The 23,310-nt window shown below is 68.6% G+C and carries 13 protein-coding genes; 8 read left to right on the plus strand and 5 right to left on the minus strand.

Annotated elements, in window-relative coordinates; genetic code table 11:
• The 4 genes from HWX31_RS28240 to HWX31_RS28255 all read right to left on the minus strand — a co-directional run.
• Positions 1–1,023: fimbria/pilus outer membrane usher protein (locus HWX31_RS28240; RefSeq protein WP_175933989.1), on the minus strand; the 1,023-nt coding region annotated here is incomplete at its 3' end.
• Between the two features lie 120 nt (positions 1,024–1,143).
• Positions 1,144–1,857 (minus strand): fimbrial biogenesis chaperone, encoded by a 714-nt coding sequence (locus tag HWX31_RS28245; RefSeq protein ID WP_175933990.1) that lies wholly within the window; start codon positions 1,855–1,857, stop codon positions 1,144–1,146.
• 53 nt (positions 1,858–1,910) lie between these two features.
• Positions 1,911–2,504, minus strand: a complete 594-nt coding sequence (locus tag HWX31_RS28250; RefSeq protein ID WP_175933991.1) for a fimbrial protein — start codon at positions 2,502–2,504, stop codon at positions 1,911–1,913.
• Positions 2,505–2,689: 185 nt separating this feature from the next.
• Positions 2,690–3,370, minus strand: a complete 681-nt coding sequence (locus tag HWX31_RS28255; protein WP_059610094.1) for a LuxR C-terminal-related transcriptional regulator — start codon at positions 3,368–3,370, stop codon at positions 2,690–2,692.
• A gap of 345 nt (positions 3,371–3,715) precedes the next feature.
• Here HWX31_RS28255 and HWX31_RS28260 point away from each other — a divergent pair, with 345 nt between their 5' ends.
• The gene (locus HWX31_RS28260) at positions 3,716–4,057 is read left to right on the plus strand and encodes a hypothetical protein (RefSeq protein ID WP_232427302.1); all 342 of its coding nucleotides are present in this window, start codon (positions 3,716–3,718) and stop codon (positions 4,055–4,057) included.
• 42 nt (positions 4,058–4,099) lie between these two features.
• On the opposite strand, the gene HWX31_RS28265 is transcribed toward HWX31_RS28260, so the two are convergent.
• Entirely contained in the window at positions 4,100–5,023 is a 924-nt protein-coding gene (locus tag HWX31_RS28265; protein ID WP_174965760.1) for an AraC family transcriptional regulator, read from the minus strand.
• A gap of 187 nt (positions 5,024–5,210) precedes the next feature.
• Here HWX31_RS28265 and HWX31_RS28270 point away from each other — a divergent pair, with 187 nt between their 5' ends.
• The 7 genes from HWX31_RS28270 (at position 5,211) to HWX31_RS28300 (ending at position 23,307) form a co-directional block, all read left to right on the plus strand.
• Positions 5,211–5,672, plus strand: coding sequence for a (2Fe-2S)-binding protein (locus tag HWX31_RS28270; protein WP_010089798.1), 462 nt, complete (start codon positions 5,211–5,213; stop codon positions 5,670–5,672).
• A gap of 2 nt (positions 5,673–5,674) precedes the next feature.
• The gene (locus HWX31_RS28275; RefSeq protein ID WP_174965761.1) at positions 5,675–7,885 is read left to right on the plus strand and encodes a xanthine dehydrogenase family protein molybdopterin-binding subunit; all 2,211 of its coding nucleotides are present in this window, start codon (positions 5,675–5,677) and stop codon (positions 7,883–7,885) included.
• A gap of 463 nt (positions 7,886–8,348) precedes the next feature.
• The gene (locus tag HWX31_RS28280) at positions 8,349–8,747 is read left to right on the plus strand and encodes a winged helix-turn-helix domain-containing protein (protein WP_174965762.1); all 399 of its coding nucleotides are present in this window, start codon (positions 8,349–8,351) and stop codon (positions 8,745–8,747) included.
• A gap of 244 nt (positions 8,748–8,991) precedes the next feature.
• Positions 8,992–10,140: a type III secretion system cytoplasmic ring protein SctQ gene (gene sctQ, locus HWX31_RS28285; protein WP_174965763.1), complete on the plus strand. Its 1,149-nt coding sequence runs from the start codon at positions 8,992–8,994 to the stop codon at positions 10,138–10,140.
• Between the two features lie 3 nt (positions 10,141–10,143).
• A complete protein-coding gene (gene sctR / locus HWX31_RS28290; protein WP_059806417.1) occupies positions 10,144–10,818 on the plus strand; it encodes a type III secretion system export apparatus subunit SctR in 675 nt (224 codons plus the stop codon).
• Positions 10,815–11,555 (plus strand): lytic transglycosylase domain-containing protein, encoded by a 741-nt coding sequence (locus HWX31_RS28295; protein WP_174965764.1) that lies wholly within the window; start codon positions 10,815–10,817, stop codon positions 11,553–11,555. The genes sctR and HWX31_RS28295 overlap by 4 nt, the downstream gene beginning before the upstream one ends.
• Positions 11,556–11,763: 208 nt before the next feature.
• A complete protein-coding gene (locus HWX31_RS28300) occupies positions 11,764–23,307 on the plus strand; it encodes an LWXIA domain-containing protein (RefSeq protein ID WP_174965765.1) in 11,544 nt (3,847 codons plus the stop codon).
• Positions 23,308–23,310 lie beyond the last annotated feature (3 nt).

A 23,310-nucleotide genomic window follows, 5' to 3' on the forward strand; every position in this document is an offset into this window, starting at 1 on the left:
TCGGCGCACGCGCCCGTCCGACTCGGTGATCCGAATCTCGAGGTCGCCGTTCGAGCCGCTCGGATAGATGTCGGTGATCTCGAACGCGCCGGGCGGCACCGGCGTCGAGTAGATCACGTAGCCGTTCTGCCGCACCTCCACGATCGCATTGCTCTCGGCAATGCCGCGCACGACCGGCGCGAAGCCGACTTCGCTGTCCGGCAGCATGCCGAGATCGGTGCCGATCTGCGCGCCGACGAAGCGCACGCTGTCGAAGATGTCGCCGGACGTATACAGCTCGCCGGCCGCCACCTTGCTGCGCAGGCGCCGGATGTCGCGCTCGACATAGGTACGGTTGCTGGTGAAGCGGCTCTTCGCACCCGTGGTGCCGGTGAGCGTCGATTCGTTGCGGAAACGCCAGCCGCCGGCATTGAAGCCGTTGCGCAAACCGACGAAGTAGTACTCGTTGCTGTGGCCGTGGCTGTCGTTACGGCTGTAGCTCACCTGATAGTCGCTGTACAGCGCGGGAATGCCGTCGTCCCACAGCGACTGGTCCACGTAGCCGCGCGAGGTGCGCGACACGTACAGCTGCGGAAAGCTGATGTTCAACGACAGCGTATTGGATTCGAACTCCACCGAAGCGCCGTCCGCCACGGCGGGCAGGTCCACGATCGTCGTGTCGTCCGCGCCCGCGGCGATGCGCCCGTCCTTTTCCAGCCGCGTGACGTTGACGCCGGCGGTGCGCAACAGCCCGAGCGTGACCATCGGTTTGACGGCGCCTTCCGCGTCCGCGCGGAACACGACGTCCTGGCGCTTGACCAGCGTATGGTTCAGATAAACGTCGACGTCATAGCTGCCGGGCAGCACCGCGCTGCCCTTCTCGAAATAGCTCAGCTCGACCGGACCTTCACCCTTACGCAGAAAGGACTCGTTGAACTCCACCGCGTGGCCCTGCGCCGGCAGCACCAGGCCGAGCAGCGCAAGGCACGGCGCGCCGATTTGCGCGGCCGTCCAGCTATCGACTTCCTTCCTGACGTTCTCCATACCCTTTCTCTATGTTGATTCACCTCCCGAGTGGCATCGCAAGCGCGAACATTCCACTCCCCACGGCAAGGGCCCGGGGATGACGAAGTTGAGGAGCGACGACCTACTGAACCGGCGGTGTCAACCGGTGGTGCCGTCGTGTGGTTCGACGGCGCCGTAGTCGTTGATCGATTCGAAGTGGACCTTGACGCCCGCTGCGGCGGCGCCGGCCGGCAGATCCTTGACCGCGAAATGGCGCGTGGCGGACGGCGGGACCATTTCCGCCGTCGCGTCGTAGTTCTTACCGCCGCTTTGAACCTTGACCGACGCCAGCGAGACGAAGTAAGCCGACGGGTTGCTGACTTCGAGCTGCGCCTTGCCGTCGCGTTGAACCAGCTTCCAGCGAAGCTGCGTTGGCGCTTCCTCGACCTTGCCGGGCAGGCCGGCGGGGCGGTAGAAGAGCTTGACGCGCTGGCGCACGGCAATCTGCAGCGTGTTGTCGTCCTTGGCCTTCTGCGGGATCTCCTGCACGTTGAGCCAGAACACCGACTCGCGATCGGCGGGCAGGCCCTGACCGTAGTAGAGGACGCGCAGCGTCTGCTGCTTCTCCGCGCCGAGGCGGCCGAGCGCCGGCGTGATCGCGAACGGCACGTCGGCTTTCCCGTCGCTCGCATCCATCCACGACTGGATCATCACGTCGGCCGGCGCGCGGTTGCGGACCAGAATCGACGCCTCCTTGCTCGGCGCGGCCAGCACGACGCGGGTACCGTCGAGCGTGACGCCAGCGAGCGAAGCGCCCGAAGACAACAACAGCGAACCGGCCAGGGCCAGCCCTGCAAAGTGGAATCGTTTCATGTCGAATGGGATATCGTTGGTCGGGCGGGGACGCGCCCCCGCCCGGGGGGGGATTACTCGTAGGTCAGCGTGAACGGCAGCGTGCCGTTGGCGGTACCGGCCTCGACGTCGGTGCCGTTCTTCACGTAGCCGGCGCGCAGCGCCAGGTTCGCCGTGTAGGTCGGCGCCTCTTCCGTGCCGCCCTTCACCAGCGGTGCGTCGAACGTCTCGTTGGCGTTCAGGTTCAGCAGCGTGCCCGCGGTGTTGTAGATGCCGATGCCCACACCCTTGGCCGTGCCGGTGGTCTTCAGCAGCTTGTTGTTGGTGCCGTCAACGCCCGAACCGCTGGCCGGGTCGAAGCGCACCTTGACCGTGTTCAGGCCCTTGCCCGTCGAACCGCAGTCGAGGCTGAGGTTGATCGCGGTGCCGGCCGCGATGCCGCCGCCGGCAGTGCCGCCCAGCGCGTCCGTGCTGACCTTGCCCATCTTGACGTCGATCGACTGCGCACCCTTGCCGCCGGTCACCGACGTACCGTTGCCGCCCGTGATGCCGCACGACGCCGCGACGATTTCACCCGTGAAGTTGATCGTGCCATCCGCAGCATGAGCCGCGTTCATCGCCGCGAATGCCAAACCGGCTGCCGACATCATCATTGCAATCTTTTTCATTTCGAGTTCACTTAATCATTAATGGAGAATTACCGGCGACATCGTTCGATCCGAACGCACGCCGCCTTACCTTCTGTACAACTAAACTACTTTCGATTTAAGCGTCCTTGGCCACCCCGCAATTGAGAAAATTGAAACCTCCCCCGGCACGCCGGCCGGGGGCCGGAACCGTCACGAATACCCGGTTATCGGTCCTCGACGCCGCCCATGGTGGAATCGTCGACCAGATCGAGAAAGATCGCGCACTTGATCAGCTCGACATCGTTCTTCACGCCAAGCTTCTGCATTGCGCTCGCCTTTTGTGCGCTGATCGTTTGCTTGCCCTTGTTCAGCAGTCTGGCGATCTCGTTGACCGACAGACCGGACAGGTAGAGCCGGATCACCCCGATCTCGCGCGGCGACAGCCTCGCCGCACGCGCCCCCCCGCGATTTGCGTCGACGTCATCGAGCGCACCCTTGATCGTCGGCGACAGATAATTGCCGCCCCCGTAGCTCGAATGAATCGCGGTGACGATGTGGCCGATGTCGTCGAACTTGCTGACGACGCTCGACACGCCCCGCGCCAGGATCGAGCGAATGATCACCGGGTTCTGGTACGTCAGCAGCGTGACGATGCCGACCTTCGGGAACGTGCGCCGCAAGTAGCCGAGCAGCGCCAGCCCTTCCATCTGCCCGTTGCCGCGCATCGAGTAATCGATGAGCGCGATGTCGCAGCTCTGTCGGGCGAGCGACCCGATCAGCTCGTCAGCGCTCTTGTACATGCCGACCAGCTTGATTGCGCTCGTACTGCTTGCGATAAACTCCATCCCCGCCAGCGCCAACGGCCTGTCATTGGCGAAGACGGTCTGAACACTGAACTTCCCCATAAGCACTCCCCGCAACGCTGCAATTTCGGCCGTGGTCATCGGCGCCGTATCCGGCCTCCCGGATTCGGAGAACAACGAGCAGCGATATCTATCTCATGGACTTAATTGTAAGAATCGTCATGTTCGCGAGATATGGGACACCGGCTTATTCGATTGGCAAAAAAATAAGACTAGTCTTAGATATGACGTTTTTTTACAGTTATTCCGCACCAGTTCGTACAGATTCGATGCTCACTTCGAACGCGAACGATGGATTATCGCGAGCGATGACGCCTGCCAAACGATGGAAAAAGAGAGATGAAACTGGAAGTGGAACGCAAACCCGATCTTGCCGAGCCGACGCCCGTGCAGATCAAGCGCGCACTACGATCGTTGAAAAGCTACGGCCGGCACTCGTTCGCGTCGCTGACCAGCGAAGCCGGCAGCTATGTGCAGGTTGCCGGAGGCGGCGTCACCTGCATGGTCGAGCATTTCGAAGCGATGACCGGAAAGCGCTCGCGGGCATTCCACGACAGACCCAATGCCGCGTTTCCCGACGGCACCATCCTGGCGTTCGGTGCGGGCGAGGTACCAATGCAATCGGACGAATGGTTCATGGCCGATCAGGTCATCGAGCTGTTTCTCGCGTTTCATGCGAACGCACCGTTTCCGGACTTCGTCCGCTGGCGTCCGGCGCCGGGCTTCTGAGCGCGCGCCGGGCGACCGACCGACACACGTCGGCCGCCGCCCTCACCCCAACAATTCCTTCCGCCTCAACTGCACGACATCCCGCAGCGGCGGCGCGCCGAACAGCCGGCTGTATTCGCGGCTGAACTGCGAAGCGCTCTCATACCCGACGCTCGCGGCCACCGACCCGACGTCCCCGCCCTGCCGCAACAGCAGCCTGCGCGCCTCGTGCAGCCGAAGCTGCTTCTGATACTGCAGCGGGCTCAGCGTCGTCACGTTCTTGAAGTGATGATGCAGCGACGACACGCTCATGTTGACCGCCTGCGCCAGCGTCTCGACCCGCATCGGCTCCGCGAAATGATCGCGGAGCCACTCGATCGCCCGCGCGATCCGGTGCGTCTGGCTCCCCGCCACCGCCATGTGCCGCAGCCGCGCGCCCTGCTCGCTCGTCATCAGCCGGTAGATCAGCTCCTTCTCGATCAGCGGCGCCAGCACCGGGATGTCGGCCGGCGCATCGAGCAGCCGCACCAGCCGCAACGCCGCGTCGAACAGCGGCGGCGTCAGCTCGGCCAGCGCGATCCCCTCGCCTTCCGGGCCGGGCTGCGCGTCGGGCAGCCGCATCTCCGCCGCCAGCTCGACGATCCGCTGCGGATCGAGCGCGAACGACAGGCACAGATACGGCGCGTCCGGTGACGCCTGCGTCACCCGCGACAGGATCGGCAAGTCGATCGACGTAATCAGGCAATGCTGCGTGTCGTATTCGTAGGCCTGATCGGCGACCACCACCCGCTTTGCACCCTGCGCGGCGAGCACGAACGCGGCGCGCGACACGCCGCAGCCGAGATCGACCGGATGCGTATGCTTGTGAAACGCCAGCGCGGGAATCGCCGTCGCGTGCGAGCCGTCGACCGGCGCAAAGCGGCTGATCAGCGCCGCCAGTTCGCGCCGCCCGGATTCGCGCGACGCGGCAATATCGGTCATGTCCATCAGGATTCCCTCGATTCGTCCATTTCCCCGTGTCGCGGGAGCTTAGCGAAGCCGGCGGGCTCACGCCGGGAATTTGCAGGATCGTTCAAGAAATTTGCAGAATTAGGTAGACGAAAAAACCGCGCCGTCGCGCACACTGCCGCCTATCCGGGCTTCGCACCGGGTTTTCCCCACGGAGACACAACCCATGTCCACATCGTTTGTCCTCAACGGCAAGAACGTCACGCTCGATGTCGATCCGACGACGCCCGTCCTCTGGGCGATCCGCGAACACGCCGGCCTCACCGGCACCAAGTTCGGCTGCGGAATGGCGCAGTGCGGCGCGTGCACGGTCCATCTCGAAGGCCAGGCCGTGCGCTCGTGCGTGCTGCCGGTCGCCGGCATCGCAGGCAAGCACGTCACGACGATCGAAGGACTTCAGAGCAAGCCCGCCCGGGCCGTGCAGGCCGCGTGGGTCAAGCTGCAGGTGCCGCAATGCGGCTATTGTCAGTCCGGCCAGATCATGTCCGCAACCGCTCTCCTCGAACAGAACCCGAAGCCGACCGACGCCGACATCGACGCCGCGATGAACGGCAACATCTGCCGCTGCGCGACCTATGCCCGCATCCGCGCCGCGATCCACGACGCCGCCGCAACCCTGGGGGCATGATCATGACGACCGGAATCGATTCCCCGAATGCAGTCCGCCCCGCACGCCGCACGTTCCTGAAGGCCGCCGGCGCCGCCGCGGCCGTCAGCCTCACCGTCGGCTTCGAATGGTTCGGCATGGGCCGCCGCGCACTCGCCGCCACCGCGCCCGCCGCCGAGTTCGCTCCGAACGCGTTCCTGCGCATCACGCCCGACGGCCTCGTCACCGTCGTCGCCAAGCACGTCGAAATGGGCCAGGGCGCATACACCGGCATCGCGACGATCGTCGCCGAGGAACTGGACGCCGACTGGTCGAGCGTGCGCGTCGAAAGCGCGCCCGCCGACGCGAAACGCTACGCGAACCTGGCGTTCGGCACGATGCAGGGCACGGGCGGCAGCTCGGCGATGGCGAACTCGTGGCAGCAGCTGCGCGAAGCCGGCGGGAAGGCCCGCGCGATGCTCGTGTCGGCCGCCGCGGCCCGCTGGAACGTGCCGGCCGGCGAGCTGACGACGCAGGACGGCTTCGTCATCCACGCGAAGACCGGCAAGCAGGCCAGCTACGGCACTCTCGTCGCGCAGGCCGCGAAGCTGCCGGTCCCGGCGAACGTGATGCTGAAGCAGCCCGCCGAGTTTCGCCTGATCGGCCACCGGATTCCGCGCGTCGATGCCGCGCCGAAGTCGAACGGCACCGCGCAGTTCACGCTCGACGTCGCGTTTCCGGGAATGCTGGTCGCGCTGCTGCAGCGGCCGCCGCGCTTCGGCGCCACCGTCAAGTCGTTCGACGCGTCGGGCGCGAAGGCGGTGCCGGGCGTCGTGTCGGTCGTGCAGGTGCCGCGCGGCGTCGCGGTGGTCGCGACGGGCTTCTGGGCCGCGAAACAGGGCCGCGACGCGCTGAAGGTCGAATGGGACGATACGCACGCCGAGAAGCGCGGCTCGGACGCGATCCTGCGCGAATACCGGCAGCTCGCGAACCAGCCCGGCGCGCCGGCCCGCACCGACGGCGACGCCGGCGCCGCGATCGCCGGCGCGGCGCGCAAGCTCAGCGCGACGTACGAATTCCCGTACCTCGCGCACGCGCCGATGGAGCCGCTCGACGCGGTGGTGAAGCTGACGCCCGACGGCTGCGAGATCTGGGCCGGCGATCAGTTCCAGACCATCGACCAGGCCAATGCCGCGCAGGTCGCGGGCCTGAAGCCCGATCAGGTGAAGATCCACACGCTGTACGCGGGCGGCAGCTTCGGCCGGCGCGCGAACGCGTGGTCGGACTACGTGGTCGAGGCCGTGTCGATCGCGAAGGCGCTCGGCGCGAACGGCAAGCCGGTCAAGCTGCAGTGGACGCGCGAGGACGACATCACGGGCGGCCTCTATCGCCCGATGTACGTCCACAAGCTCGACGCGGGGCTGACCGCGGACGGCAAGCTGATCGGCTGGCGGCACCGGATCGTCGGCCAGTCGATCCTCGCCGGCACGCCGTTCGAGGCGGTGATGGTCAAGAACGGGATCGACGCGACGTCGGTCGAGGGCGCGGCGAACCTGCCGTACGCGGTGCCGAACGTGTCGGTCGAGCTGACCACCACGAAGACCGGCGTGCCGGTGCTGTGGTGGCGCGTCGTCGGCAGCTCGCACACCGCGTATGCGGTCGAGGCGTTCATCGACGAAGCCGCGCACGCGGCGGGCAAGGACCCGTATGCGTTCCGCCGCGACCTGCTCGCAAAGGAGCCGCGCATGCGCGCGGTGCTCGAGCTCGCGGCCGAGAAGGCCGGCTGGGACCCGGCGAAGCCGCTGCCGAAGGGGCGCGGACGCGGGATCGCGGTGGCCGAGGCGTTCAAGAGCTATGTCGCGCAGGTCGCCGAGGTATCGGTCGGCGCGGACGGCAAGGTGAAGGTGGAGCGCATCGTCTGCGCGGTCGACTGCGGGATCGCGATCAACCCCGACATCGTCGCCGCGCAGATGGAAGGCGGCATCGGCTTCGGTCTCGGCGCGGTGATGCACAGCGCGATCACGCTGAAGGACGGCCAGGTCGAGCAGCGCAACTTCGACGGCTACCAGGTGCTGCGCATCGCCGAGATGCCGAAGGTCGAGGTCTACATCGTGCCGTCGGCCGAGGCGCCGACCGGCGTCGGCGAGCCCGGCGTCGCGCCGGTCGGGCCGGCTGTGGCGAACGCGATCTTCGCGGCGACGGGCAAGCGGCATTACACGCTGCCGTTCGATTCGGGGGATACGGCAAAGGCCTGATGCGTGGATAGGTCGGCCGCAGGGGGTGAAAGGCACCTTGCGGCCGGTATTTTCGAATGATCCATGTAGAGTTCAATGTTCGCGACAAATCGACGCAACCATTTGATTTACATGATTTTTTATAAACTTCACCAGAGTTCGATGTAGGGTTTCAAATCGCGTAGCTACCGGTCCCGCCTGCCGCCCGCTCCAAGCACACCGCGCCAGCCGTCCGATCCTATCTCCCGACGTTACGTCTGACGTAACGCCCGTAACATCCCCCGCCGATGCTACGTAACAATCCTTCAGCAGCGCATCGCGCCCCGCCCGCCCGGGCCGCGTTAAAAATTCTTTGAGATTCAACGCCCGCGTGCCTTCCCTTCGCCCAGCGCAGCGGCGCGCCGCCATCGTCTGCCCGCATGGCCCGAAATTTGCAGTAATCCATTGGCAAAAACACTCCTTCAACGGACATACGAGGGCCGCCATGGATTGCAAGTACCTGTACATCGACAACATCAAGATCAACTTCGTGCGCCGCACGATCGAGATCGACGACAAGCTGGTCGACGTGACGCCGCGCGAATTCGACGTCGTCGAATTCCTGCTCGACAACATGAACAAGATCGTGCCGCGCCAGGTCATCCAGGAAGCGGTCTGGGGCCGCGAACTCGGCGTGTCGTCGCGCACGCTCGACACGCACATCTCGCGCATCCGCGCGAAGCTGCGCCTCGACCATGACAAGAACCTGCGGATCATCCCGATCTACGCGGTCGGCTATCGGCTCGTGCTGTTCGGCGCGGCAATGACGCACGTCGAGCGTCACGATCCGGCGCCCGCCGTGCGCGCCGTGTCGCAGCACGACAGGGTCGCCGACTACGCCTGAGCGCTCCCCGGCCGCCGCACCGCGCGCCTGCGGAATCCGGGCGCGCGGCGCGGCGGCCGCCGCATCGCGTCCCGCTTCGTAAATCCGCGCCGCTCCCGTCGCCGCTCGCCTCGCGCGACTACGAATTCCGTCGCGACGCATCGCCCCGCCCGTCCCTACAATCGACGCAGCTGCCGCACGCACCCCGCGCCGCCGGCCTTCCAACAACCCGTCGTCCCGACGCCGAAACCGCCCCGATCCCGCCTTGCACGCGCTGTCCCTGACGAATGCCGACGCCGGCGACGCCGCGGATCTGGCCTCGCCTCTCGCCCCCGCGCCTTCCATCGCAGCCGCGGTCCCGCTCGACGCGTCGCCGCATCTGCCGCGCCTGTCCGCCGCCGCCGCGCGCGGGCTGTCGTATGCATACGGCGCGACGGCCGCCGTGCCGCTCACGCTCGGCGACCACGCGTACGAGGCGCGGTGGCGCGTCGACGCGGAACCCGCTGCCGACGCGCACGCATACCGCTTCGTCGTCGGCCCGGCGACCGGCACGCTGTGGATCGATCCCGCCGCCGAAGCCGAATGGCTCGGCGACGCGGCCGATCCCGCCGTCCCGGCCGTGATCCGCGCGGCGCTGCTCGCCGATCTGGGCGCAACGCTGACCGCCGCCTTGCAGGCCGCGACGCGGCAGCGCGTCGAGTTGCTGCTGCCGCCGCCGTCGCCGCCCGCGTGGCGCGCGGCCCCGGCCGCGCTGCGTTTCGAGCTGCGCCGCGCCGACGGCGCGTGGCGCTGCCATGGCGCGGTGCTGTTCGACGCGCCGGACGCGCTTGCGGTGTTCTTCGCCGAGCGCCCCGCCGCACGGCCCGACGCGCGCGCCGTCTACGCCAGCCTGCCGGTGCCGCTCGTGTTCGAGATCGGCCGCACCGAACTGACGACGGCCGAGCTGGCCGACGTCGTCGCCGGCGACATCATCGCGATCGAGCACTGGCGCGCGCACGAACAGAACCTGCTGTGCGTCGCGCGGCTGCCGGCCGCGCCCGCATGGGAAATCACCGGACGGCCGTCCGGCAACCGGCTGACCGTCGAACGAATCAGGGAGATGCCCTTGGAACCGACCCGCACCGACACCCCGCCCACCCTGTCGCCCGATGCGCCGCCCCATGAAGCGCCGCGCACGCTCGACGCGCTCGCGGTGGACTTGCGCTTCGAGCTGCCGTCGACGTCGATGCCGCTCGGCGAACTCGCCGTGCTGCAGCCGGGTGCGGTGATCGAGCTGCAGCAGGGCATCAACCAGAGCGTGATCCATCTCGTCGCGAACGGGATGCTGATCGGCACCGGCCACCTGATCGCGGTCGGCCAGAAGCTCGGCGTGCGCGTCGTCACGCTCACGCAACCCGCGCCGCGCGAGCGCTGACCGATGGGCAGCCTGCCGAATCCCGTCGCGCTGATCGCGGTGATCGCCGCGCTCGGCATCGCGCCGTTCGCCGCGCTGATGGTGACGAGCTACACGAAGCTCGTCGTCGTGCTCGGCCTGCTGCGCTCCGCGCTCGGCATCCAGCAGGTGCCGCCGAACCTCGTGCTGAACGGCATCGCGCTGATCCTGTCGCTGTTCATCATGGCGCCGGTCGGCATGTCGATCCGCGACGCACTGCAGCAGCGGCATTTCGATGCGTCGGGGCAGCTGTCGACCGCGGACGTCGGCGCGCTCGCCGACGCCGCGCTGCCGCCGATCAAGGATTTCCTCGTATCGCACACGCGGCAGCGCGACCGCGAATTCTTCGTGCGCACCGCGACGTCGGTATGGCCGAAAAACCGCGCGGACGGCATCAAGGACGACGACCTGCTCGTGCTGGTGCCGAGCTTCACGCTCGCCGAGCTGACGAAGGCATTCCAGATCGGCTTCGTGATCTACATCGTGTTCATCGTCGTCGACCTGCTGGTCGCGAACATCCTGCTCGCGCTCGGCATGCAGATGATCTCGCCGACGACGATCTCGGTGCCGTTCAAGCTGCTGCTGTTCGTCGCGCTCGACGGCTGGGCGATGCTCGTGCACGGGCTCGTGCTGTCGTACCGCGTGGCGGGCGCGGGATGAACGCGCGCCGCCTGCGAACATTCGCCGCGTGCCTGTGCGCGCTGGCCCTGCTCGCGTGCCTGCCGCCGCGCGTCGCGCAGGCAGCCGGCGGCGGCGCCGCTTTCGCGCAACTGGCGCGCGCCTGCGCGCCGAACGTCGATCCCGCGACGCTCGCCGCGCTCGTGCGCACCGAGTCGGGCTTCAATCCGTATGCGATCGGCGTGGTCGGCGGGCACCTGACGCACCAGCCCGCGTCGCTCGACGAGGCGCGCGCGACCGCGCGCGAGCTGTCGTCGCGCGGCTTCAGCTACAGCGTCGGCCTCGCGCAGGTGAACGAACGCAATTTCGCGAAATACGGGCTCGATGAAGCGACGATGTTCGAGCCGTGCCGCAACCTGCAGGCCGGCGGCGCGATCCTGACCGAATGCTTCGCGCGCTCATCGGGCACCGGCCGCGCCACGCAGGCCGCATTGCGCGCGGCGCTGTCGTGCTACTACAGCGGCAACTTCACGACCGGCTTCTCGAGCGGCTACGTGAGCCGCGTCGTCGCGAGTGCGCAGCGCAACGCGCGCGAAGGCGGCGTCGAACCGATTCCCGTCGTGAGCGATACGCCGCCGCCCGAACGCGCGCGCCGCCTGCCGTCGCCCGCCGCGTTCGCGGATGCGCCGTCGTGCCATGCGCGCCCGGTGGTGATGATGTGCCGCGGGCTGCCGGCGAACCAGGCGAAGCGGCTCTGCGTGCGGTGTCTCGATCAGTGACGACGTGCGGCGCGGGCCGCCGTGCGCCGATCGAACGCCAGGCCGCGCGCGCCTCGTAGCACGCGTCGCGCGCGCGTCCCGACCGCGCCGCCACGCTACGAAACAGCGGCATGCCGGCCGCGATGCGTCTCCTTACACTTGAACGCTGGCGGCGCGGCGTACCGTGCGCCGGGTGCCCCGCGCGTCGCGCGGCTCAACGGAGACGAGCATGCTGTTGATCGATGGATTGGGACTGGGCGTCAACTGGCAGCGCTTCCTGTCGGAAACGCTGAATCCTGTCGTCGCGCCCCCGCCCCCGCCGCCACCGCCGAAACAGGACGATCCGGCAGCCGGCCCCGCGAACCCGGTCATCGCCCCGCCGATTCCCGTCAACGCGTCGGTGTTCACCGATCCGTCGAAGCCGACCAACGCGGAGATCGCCGACGCGACGTCGCTGATGCAGCGCATGGCCGCGCAATACACGGCGCCGCCGCCCGACATCACCGTCGAGAACAAGACGACGCAAGCAGTGCGGCAGGCAATCCAGGACGCGCAGACGAAATACGACGACGCATCGACGGCGCTGCAGGGCGCGCAGAACGTGCTGCACGTGGTCAACCGCGATCCCGAATCGACGCCCGATGCCCGCAAGGCCGCGCAGGCCGATTATGCGAAAGCGCGTACGGCGGCCGACTCCGCCCAGCGCGAACTGAACGTGACGACCGACGCCGGCTACACGATCCTGTACCAGGAACAGGCCGACGCGGACAAGCCGTCAGGCATCCAGATCGACGACGACGGCAACGTGACGAACCCGGGCGACGCGCAGAACGCGGCCAACGACAAGCTCAAGACGCTGCAGGCCACGTTTCCCGACCACGCGAACGACCCGAAGTGGGTACCGAAGCCGGGTGACTGCAAGACCCCTGAGCAATCGAAGCTTTACGACGACTGGCGAAGCGCCGACGCGCACGCGGCCGCCGGTACCGCGAAATACTTTGCGGATCTGTCGAACGCGTACCTCGCCCGTACGCAGCTCCAGTCGTACCTCGTCGACCCCGACTACAAGGCGGCACTCGACGCAGGCATCGGCGGGCTGAACACCGCGTTGGCGGACCAGAAACTGCAGGTGAACCTGCCGGAGGCCCCCGAATCGGCGGACGCGGCGCAAAAGGCCGTCACGGCCGCGGCGAAATCGGCGAACAGCACGAACGCGGCGGTCGCCGCGGCCAACGACGCCATCGCGCTCGCGCAGGCGCAGCAGAAATTCGACGTGGTCGCTGGCAAGCAGGGAACGGTGATCGTCGCGCCGAACTCGGTATCGGACGCGAACGCCGCGCTCAAGCGCGCGCAGACGGCCGCGAACACGAGCGGCGGCTATCTGCAGATGCTCGCCGCGCAGCAACAGGTCGACCACGCACAGAACGACTGCACGGCCGCCCAGCAGGCGTCCGACAAGTGGCACAAGGACAACCCGCAGCCGCCGCACCTGCCGCCCGTCGACGCGAAGGTCGATCTCGATCTCGCCGACGCGTACGCGAAGCTCGACAAGGCGAAGCAGCAGGCAAGCATCGCGCACGACAGTTTCGTCGCCGCGTACGGTGCGACGCTCGCGCAACAGTACGACGATCAGGCGACGAAGATCAGCGCGCAGGTGAAGGCGCAGCAACCGCTGCTGAAGCCGTTTTCCCGGCAACCGCCGCAATTGACGTCGGCCGCCGCCGGCGCCGCGCCGGGCACGAGCCCGTTCACGGCCTTCCCGCCTCCTGAGCCGACCGGCAAGCATCCCGCGTCGTCGCAGCCGATCCTGCCGCTGCTCGACCCGTCGCGATCGACGACGCCGCTGCCGGCTGCGCCGAGCGGCCCCACGCAGCTCGATGCCACGCGCCTGCAGGTGGTCGCCGGCGCGCTGCGAATGGCCAGCAACCGGCTGTCGGACGACGTCAATGCGCGTGCAGCCGACGTCGCACTGAAGAACGCGCAGGACGGCGTCGATCAGGCGAAGCGCGCGCTCGCCGCCAAGCAGAAGCAGTACGACGAATGGGCCGCCGCCAACCCGGCGCCGGTGCGGCTGCGCACGTTGCCGGACGGCGACGTGATGCCGGCGCCGTCATATCGCCCGAACCTGTATCAATCCGAGCTGAACGACGCGCGCGCCGCCGTCACGAAGGCGGAGAACGCCGTTCCGCAACTGCAGCTGCTGCGCGACACGTCGCGCCAGCAGGTCCTGCTCGATCAGTTCGACGCGGGCCTCGACGAGCGGCTGCGCTATGTCGACGCGAAGTCCGACGCGGCGGACGACTACAAGAAGGCGATGCACGACTTCTACGAAGCGCATCGCACCGAGATGTCGAATTCGATGCTCGACGCGGCAAGCCTGAGCACGCAGAACGGCGGCACGATCGCGTTCGGCTCGCTCAGCGAGAACCAGCAGCGCAACCTGATCGGCATCGCGCTCGGGCAACAGCCGGACGTGCCGGCCGATGCATCGTCGCCATCCGTATCGGCCGCCGACGATTCGAGTGCGCGCTTCGTCGACAAGGACAAGCTGTCGGCGATCGACACCGTGCGCGACAAACTGCTGTCGGTCGGCGGCGGCAAGAACACGCAGATCAGCGTGCTGCCGATGGTGTATGCCGCGAAGGAAACCGGGACCACGACGAGCGCGCTGTTCAAGGTAACGGACCAGCACGGCAAAACGCACTACATCGACGAATCGGCCGGCAACTACGACAGCATCGACGACTATCTCGACAGCAACCAGTTGTCGTCGGACGGCACCGTCGACATCCTGACCGGCCACAACGAGGACGGCTCGCAGCAGCTCGTGTCGAAGGCCGCGCACCACGACAGTCCGCTCGACTCCGCGCTGAATTTCCTCACGGGCACCGGCGTCAACATGGGGATGCTGCTCGGCGGGATGGCGCTCGAAGTGATCGGCACGGCGCTCGACGGCACGGTGGTCGGCGCGGTGGTCGGCGTGCCGCTGAACGTCATCGGCGCGGGGATGACCTACACGGCGATCGGTTCCGCGATGACGAAGGCGGGCCTCGATCTCGCCAACCGCGTCGAGCACGACCAGAGCATCAGCCCGTTCGACGCCGGCGCCCGCGCCGACTACATCAACCTCGTGCCGATGGCGGCCGGCGGGGCCGCGAAACTCGCAGGCACGAAGCTGTTCGAGCGCGCGGTCACGACCAAGGTCGCATCGGTCATCGCCAAGGGAGCGGAACGGACGGCGTTCGTGACCGGTGTCGCCGGCGCCGGCGAGGCGTTCGTCGAATCCGGTGTCGACCTGTTGCAAGGCAATACGAAGGCGGCCGGCGAAGCGTTCGAGTCCGGCGTCATCAATACCGCGCTGATGGGCGCGGGCGTCGCGAAGCAACGCGCGGTCACGGGCATCCGCACCCGCACCGGACGGCCGATTGCCGCGCACACGACGGATGGCAACGTCGTCAAGGTCGACGACCAGACGATCGGGCAAATCCTGAACCAGGACGGCCCCGCGTCGCTGTCGGCCGGCCGCACCCGCGCGACGCTCGACGGCGAGGCCGTGAAGGTCGCGCCCAACGGCATCCTGATGGTCGGCGACAAGGTGCTGACCTACGAAGACCAGCCGATCCGCGTGCTCGACAAGGTCTCGGCGAAGCGGATGCCGCCCGGCAAGTCGGTGATGCTCGGCCAGGACGGCACGCTGTCCGTCGTGTCGGCTTCACCGAAAGCCTGGACCCACGGCACGCGAATCGACAGCGTGACGGACACCGGCGAGCGCATGACGTTCGGCCCGGACGGCGCCATCGGCACGACGTCGAACATCGTCGCGAAGTCGCGGCTCGACCAGGTGGACGAGGTCATCGACCAGGGCAAGAACCTGCACCACCAGATGCGCGACGCCGTAGCGAGGGAGACGCGCCGCATCCAGCAGGCCGCCGCCGAAGGCGAAAGCGCGAATGCGGCACACGATGCCCACGGTACGCAGCGCACGAGCGAGGCGCGCGCGCAGGCCGACCGGCAGCACGACGACCTCGGCGCGGACCGCACGACGGCCACCCGCGGCGCCACTGCACGCGCCGCCGATATCGACGAAGCGGCCGGCGCCGGCACGCGCACGAAGCCGGACGGCACGCCGCCGCGCGTCAACGTGCGGGTCGTCGACCTGACGGACGAAGCGCCCGCCACGCGGCCCGCGACCTCCGACCCGGCCGGCATCGCGGTGCCGCGCGGGCCGAGCGTCGAGCCGATGCAGGTCGGCGAGCGCACGGTCTATCTCGTGCGCAACGGTGCGGCACCCGATCCGGGCGCGCGTGCGCCGCGTCCGCAGGATCTCGAGGAGCCCGTGATCGTCGTCGCCGGCGAGCACGACGCGGCACTTGCGCCCGAGCTGGCGAACCGCTGGCAGAAACCCGTCTATGCGGCCGCGCCCGACGCATTCGGCGCCGATGGCCAGTTGCGCGCCGATGCGCGGGTGCTGCGCTTCGACCCGGAACCGGAAGCAGTGGCGATCGAAAACGGCCCTTCCGGAGCCGCCGCGGCCGACGAAGCATCGCCGGCGTCGTCGCGCCCCGCTGCGCCCGACGAAACGGTGATCGTGCTGGCCGGCAAGCGCGGCCCGAACGAGCCGGCGATGCCGCGCGCGGTCGCGACGCCCGAACCCGTCACCGCGCACGACGGCATCTTCAGCGCGCCGAACCGCGTGCTCGTGGTGGTCAAACCGGACCACCCCGCCATTGCCGAAGCAGCAGCCGAACCCGTGGCGGATCGCGGTACGGCCGCCGTCTCTGCGCGCGACGAGACGCCCGCCGAAGCCGCCGGCGGCAAGACCGTCCGCACGCAGGCCGGTGACGCACGCACGCCCCTGCCGACCGACGATCCGGCGCGCGCGGCGCCCGCGGACACACCCGGCACCGCGCCGCCCGATTACGCCACCCCGCATCCCGGCTGGATCACGCGGATGCAGATGCGGCTGGGCGGCGCACCGCTGCCGGAAGCCGTACAAGCGCTCGCGCTGCAGTCGGGCACCCTCGCGACGCAGTTGCGCATGCTACAGGACGCCGGCTGGCGCGTGACAATCGGCAAACGCGGCCGCGGCAGCCACGTCGATACGCGCAAGCGCCGCGTGACGATCGACGGCGGCCTCCGTGATGCCGGCAGCATCACGTACGTGCTCGCGCGCGAGTCGCGCAAGGCCGTCGAGGCGATGGCCGGCGTGCTGGACCACGACTCCGGGCAGCGCGGCGGCTTCACGCGCAAGGCGCTCGAGGCCGAGGCGCGCGCGCAGATCAGCGCGTTCGAGGCCCGCTACGAAATCAAGCTGGCAACCGGCACCGACATTGCCGCGCACCTCGTTCACCCGGACGCAATCGCGCGCGAAGGCGCGAACTGGCGCGGACGGTCGCACGACTACGCAGGCACGGTCGACCGGCTGGCGAGCACGCTGGGCGGCGTGCGTACGTCGGGGGCGGACGGCCCGACCTATCGCGCGTTCTACAACGACGCGTGGTCGCGCCGGAAGGGGCGCGGCGGCATGCCGCGCCGGATGCCCGCGCCGCGGATGGACGAAACCGGCGCCGCGCCGCGCGGCGTCGCCCGCTTCGACGCGCGCGTCGCCTGGAGTCGCGCGCATGCCGAGATCGCGTCGCCGTACCGCACGGGCGAGCGCCCCGATGCCGCCGAGCTGGCCGCCGCGCGCACGCGTCATTTCACGATCGACCCCGCGCGCCGCGTGGTCGTGCTGCACGCCGACACGCGCGCGGACGGCACTCTGCTCGTCGACGGCCAGCCGGTCGGCGCGCACGAATACCTGCTCGAGATGGCGCCGCCGTTCGTGGTGCAGGAAGGCCATGCGATCGTGCTCGCCGCGAAGCACGACGGCGCCGCGCATGCGGCGCGGCTCGCGAACCTGTGGCAACGGCCCGTGTATGCCGCGCCCGCGGAGGCGGTCGGCGCGCACGGCGCGCTGCTCGATACCGGCACGTTCCACCGTTTCGATCCCGCGCCCGCCGCGCCGCACGATCTCGGCCCGCTGAACGCCGACCCGCTCGGCGTCTATGCGCACGGCGACCGCAACGCGCGGGTCGACGTCGCATACGAAGCCGGCGAACTGCTCGGCGCCGGCGGCGAAAAAACCGTATTCGCGCTCGGCGACGACGCCGCACTCGGCCTCTACGATCGCCACGCACACCCGGAATCCGGTCACGTGCGCGCGGCCGTCGACGAACGGCTCGCGCTCGACGATCTGCGTTCTTACGGATTGCAGACGGTCACGATGAGCGGCCCGTTCTCGGTGCTCGGCCGCGTCGGCGTCCTGTACCGCCCGCTCGGCGTCCTGCATACGCACACGATGGTCGCGACCGGCACGCTGCCGCGCGTCGTCACGCGGGCCGCACTGGAACACATCCGGAAGATTCGCGCGGTCGTCGAACGCGAACGCCTCGCGTTCGACCTTCAGGGCATCTTTACGCGCAACGGCGACTTCCTGCTAAGCGATCCCGGCCCGGTGTCGCGCGACCCGATCGAACACCAGCACACGCTCGACAAGCTCACCGAACTCGAACGGCTGCTCACGCACGGCCTCGAACAGGGGGACATCGCCGTCGCGCGCCCGGTCATCGCCGACACGCTGCCGCCCGACGCGTTCGTTCAGAAGCCGTCCGTCATCACGCAGGTCCGGATGTGGTTCGGCGGCGCGCCGCTGTCGAAGGAAGCGCTCGCGCTCGTCGACCGCTCGACGCTGCTGAGCGGGCAACTGGCGCAGGCGCAGGCCGCCGGCTGGAAAGTCGTGGTCGGCCGGCCCGGGCGCGGCAGCCGGATCGATACGGACAAGCAGCGCATCGTGCTCGACGGCCGGATGCGTCACACCGGTACGCTCGTGTACGCGCTCGCGCACGAAGCGCAGCATGCGGTCGACGCGATCGCCGGACGCCTGCTGCTCGACGGCGCGCCCGGCGACACGCTGGTCGACCGCGCGCTGATGGCCGAAGCGCGTGCGCAGGCGAACGCGTTCGCGGTGCGCCGCGAGCTCATCGGCGACATGGGCATCGACATCTCGCAGGATGTCCTCCTGCCCGACGCGATCGCGCGCGAAGCCGAGCGCGTGATGCCCGGCGACGAAGCCGGCCTGCGCCGGCTCGCGGATGCGTTCGGCGACGCCGAGCCGTCGGTGCCCGGCTACGCGACCTATCGCGACTACTACGCGAGCCAGATCGCGCGCATGCAGGCCGGCGGCGTGCCGCGCGAAATGGCCGGGCCTGCCTCCCCGGCGCATCGGCCGGCGCGCGGGCTCGCCGCCCGCAAGGCCGCCAAGCGCGAACAGCGCGCGCTCGATCTGCTCGCGTCGCACGGCAAGCGCGACCTGCGGCGCGTCGACGGCGACCAGCTCGACAGCATCGCCGCGATGAAGGCAGCGTTCGGCACCGACGCGCATGTGCTGATCGCGCTGCGCACCGACCGCCCCGCCGACCGGCGCGACGCGATCCACCCGCAGCCCGAATTCATCGCAAGCTTCCGGACCAACGCACAGGGCACGTTCATCGACAAGACGGCGGCATCGGCCGATATCGATCCGCACCTGCTGCAGGACGCGTTTCTCGCACTGAAGGACAAAGGCGCCGCGAGCCGCGGGGATTACGACTACTACGTGTCGCCCGTCGCGCTCGCCGAGTTGCGCAAGTTCGGCGGTGCCGCGCGCATCGACGCGCATTTCGGCGAACGCCGCGCGTGGGACGTCGAGCCGTCGGACACGGGCGTCGACGCGGAAGTCGTCGAAAACGTGAACCAGCTCGACAGCGCGCCGCGCTTCCTGCGGCCGAAACCGGCGGCGCGACACGATCCCGGCGCGGGAACGACGGTCTATGCGGTCGAACGCAAGACCGGCACGGTGCTCGGCTACGCGACGCGCGATGGCGCGGGGAAATGGACGTACGTCGAAACGACGTCGCTCGGCGATGCCACGATCGAATCGCGCGACCTCGCCGTCGCGTTCCGGCGTCGCTTCCGCGCATTGCCCGGCGGGCGCCGCGGCGTACAGTTCGTCGTCGCGAAGGTCGCGCACGACGTCGTCGAGGGCTACGGCGGCTTCGCGCCGGCCAGGATGCGTCGCCCGATCAGCGAGCCGAAGGCGCCGCTGTCGAAGCCGGATACGTACGTGCAGCGCGTGCTCGGGAGCACGCATCCGTCGCTGCGGCGCCAGAACCGCGCGGCGGCCGAGGCGGACCTGCCCGACATCCTCCCGACGGCGGCGGACAGCGCGCTCGACTTCAACGCGCACCTTGCGGACGCGCTGAAACGCGCGCTCGAGATGGGCAAGATTCCCGACGGGCACTACGTGTACGTGTACGACCACGAAGGCACGGTCACCGATGTGCTGACCGGGTCTCTGACCGGCCTCATCGCGGTGGAGAACGGCACGGTGCGCTGGTACGACGATGTCGGCCAGTTCCGCGATCCGGACAACCCCGGCCTGCCGCTGGAGCGGGCGACGATCGGCCGCGGGCCGTATGGCGGCAATCAGCATTTCCTGCTTTCCAGGCTCGCCCCCGACGTGTTCGAGCCGCGCGCCGCCGCGCTCAAGGCGGCCGCTCTGCAAGCCGCGCAGCCGGCGGCGGCGGCAACGCCGCCCGCTGCGAGCCAAAGCGGCAAAGGCACGAATGCGGGCAAAGGCGGCAAGGCCGGCCGAAAAGGTCGCAAAGGCAAGCAGGCCGCGCGCGGCAGCCAGCCGACGCAGCCGGCTGCCGTCGCACCGGCCAGGCCGCCCGCCGCGCCTGCCGCGCCTGCCGCGCCGCCCCCGAAACCGATTGCACTCGCACCGTACCAGCCCGCGTACGTATCGGGCCCGATCGTCGAATCGGTCACGCGCTACGGCAACGCGAAGATCGCCGATTTCGCATCGACGCTCGAGCGCCTCATCGAATGGGGCAAGCGCGACGTCGGGCGCAAGGAAGGCAACGGCCTCACGTTCACCGACTCGCCGAAGGCCATCCTTGCCGATGCCGTGCTGGCGAAGAAGATCTTCGGGACGCTGCACATGTGGCGTGAAGCATCGAGCCTGCATCCGCACGGCGCTTTCACGCGGGCCCCGGCCGAGCGCAATCTGGTCATGCGGGGCGCGCAATGGATCGGCGCGGCGCGCAGCACGGACAGAAAGCTGATCCGGCAATACGTGAAGTTGGCCATGCACGACAACCTGGCCGATCTCGCCGACCGCTTCGTCCCGATGTCGCGCTCGTTCTCGCTGCGCGACGATCCCGAGCAGATGAAGCGCTACATCAAGCGGTATGGCGGCGCGCTGCCGGCCGTCGCGCTGCAGGTCGATCCGTATTCGCTCGCCGCCGCGATGGGCGCGCTGCAGGATCCGGGGTTCATCCAGCGCGCCAAACGCTTCGGCGATCCGTCCGGCGCGCGCTACGACGACGAGACGGCGACGCTCACGCGCACGGCCGCCGACGGCACGCAGCACACGCTCGAACTCGACGATCTCGCCCACTTGCACAAGTGGCTCACGGCGGCCTCGGAATACGGCTTCCTGCTGCGCATCGAAGCCGCCCCGTCACGGCCCCGCGTGTCGCTGGAAGACGGCCATGCGATGGCCGGCACGAACAACGGCTACGCGGAAATCCGGCGCATCGGCGAGGCGCTCGAAGCGTGGGCAGAGCAGAACGGCGGCAAATCCGCGCCGCTCGTGCTGCTGACCTTCCACGGTTCGGACGCCGTGCTCGAGCCGGTGCCGGGCGAAGGCCACGTCGCGTTGCTCGACGCGATCCTGAGCCGCAAGCAGCTCGACTGGGTGCATGTCGGCCTGTCGTGGGGCACGCACGGCGACGATTTCATCGCGAATGCGGACCTGACGCGCGCGCTGGCGGCGAAGATCGCCGACTACAAGAAAAACGCCCCTGAAAAATTCGCGAGACTGCACGGCGGCGATGCGCTGACGCGCGTGTTCGAACCGGTCGGCGCGCAGGATTTCGCGAACCAGCAGCGATTCCTGTTCTCCGAAATCGAGCGCATCGCGAAAAAGGTGCACCAGATGTCCGACGCCGAGATCGCGGAACTACGCGACGCGCTGTACGAAGGCAACACGTCGACGCTGCTGAATCTGGCACGCCGGGCGACGAACGAGACGTCGCAGGCGCGATGGAACGGCAAGGCGCCCCACAACCGGCTCGCCGAGCGGGCTCATGAGGCCGGCAAAAAATGGCTCGACAGCCATCGCGACAGCGTTCCCGAGCGACCGTCGCTCGCATCGGTATCGGCGGCCGACAGCCGCGAATACTGGAAGAAGGTCACCGGCCAGAAAGCGCTGCAGTATGACGCGTCGCTACCGATCGGCGCCGCACGCAAGGCGATCGCGCAACCCGATACGCCGGGCGCCACGATGGACGAGGCCAGCGCACGGCTGAACGCGCTGCGGGTGCACCGACTGTCGAAAGCCCGATCGGACCTCCGGAACGCATGGATCGCGGGCGGAGCCGTCCTCGGCCTGTCGACCGGGATCGGCCTCGAATTCCATCGGCTCGGCACGACCGGGCTGGGCAATGCGTCGTTGTCGCTTCTGTTTGCGTCGCGCCTCGGACGCGTGTTCCAGGTCATGCACCAGGGCGCCATCCGCAGCCTGCAGTCGGGCGACCCGAGGGCCGCGGTGGCCGCCATCACGAGCGTCGGCGCGACGCTCGCACGCCAGTTCAACTCCACGACGCACGACTACGGCGCGCATCGGCTCGCTCAGCTGGAGTCCGCGGTACGCCATGCGCAGGCAAAGGCGACGCAATACGTCGAGCAATACCAGCAGGGGACGATGAGCTTCGACGACGCGAAGACGAACATCACCGCGCTCGCCGAGGACGTGCTCACGCAAATGCAGGGGTTCGTCGGCGGCACGTCGCTGCAGCAACTGCATGCGGGCAATCCGCGCAGCGCGCTGGGCATCACGGCGCGCGCGGGCATGGCCGTCGCGTCGGTTGCGACGGTCGCGACCGGGATTCTCAAGACCTTCTATCCGACGCACCCGCTCACGGCGCTCGACGTCACGGCGGGCTGGACGGCCATCGCCAGCGGCGTGATCGGCACCGCCTACGCCGGTACGTCGCTCCTGATGGTGTCGCGACGCGTGAACGCGGACAAACGCAGTCGCGTCGTGCGCCTGCTCGATTCGACGGGCGACTTCACGTCGGTCGCGCTCGGCGGACTCTCCGCCGTGTCCCAATGGCGACAGGGCGACTACTATCACGCGATCGAGACCGGCACCATGACCTCGCTGCTGCTCGCCGGCCGGCTCAATACGCACTTTCCGAACGCGACGCCTTTCGTCAAGAAGATCCCGACCGCGGTGATCATGATTCCGGTCGCCGCATACGGCTACAAGTTCGTCATCGGCATGGCGCCCGTGATCGGCGGAGCCTTCAACTGGCTTTTCGGCGGAGGATCGTCGCAGTCGAACGTCGCGCCAAGCGCATCGTCGAATGCGTCGCCGCCGCCGTCGCCTTCGGCGAGCGCCCCGTCGTCGCAGCCGCAGCCGTCGCAAGGCACGCCGTCGAACCCGCCGTCACCGTCGAACACGCCACAGCCCTACATCGTCGTCGACGGCGATTCGCTGTGGGTGATCGCGGACCAGCATCGCCAGTCGCTGCTCGACGCCGCGCACGTATCGCGCGCCGACCAGCAGGCGATGACGCGCGGCGAACAGGATGCGCGTGCGTTGAACGAGATCCTGCAGCTCAATCCGTCGGCCGCGCGCGATCCCGCGCATTTGCCGATCGGCACACCGCTGGTGATCGGATGAGTG

The organism is Burkholderia ubonensis, from assembly GCF_902833085.1.
Lineage (GTDB): Bacteria > Pseudomonadota > Gammaproteobacteria > Burkholderiales > Burkholderiaceae > Burkholderia > Burkholderia ubonensis.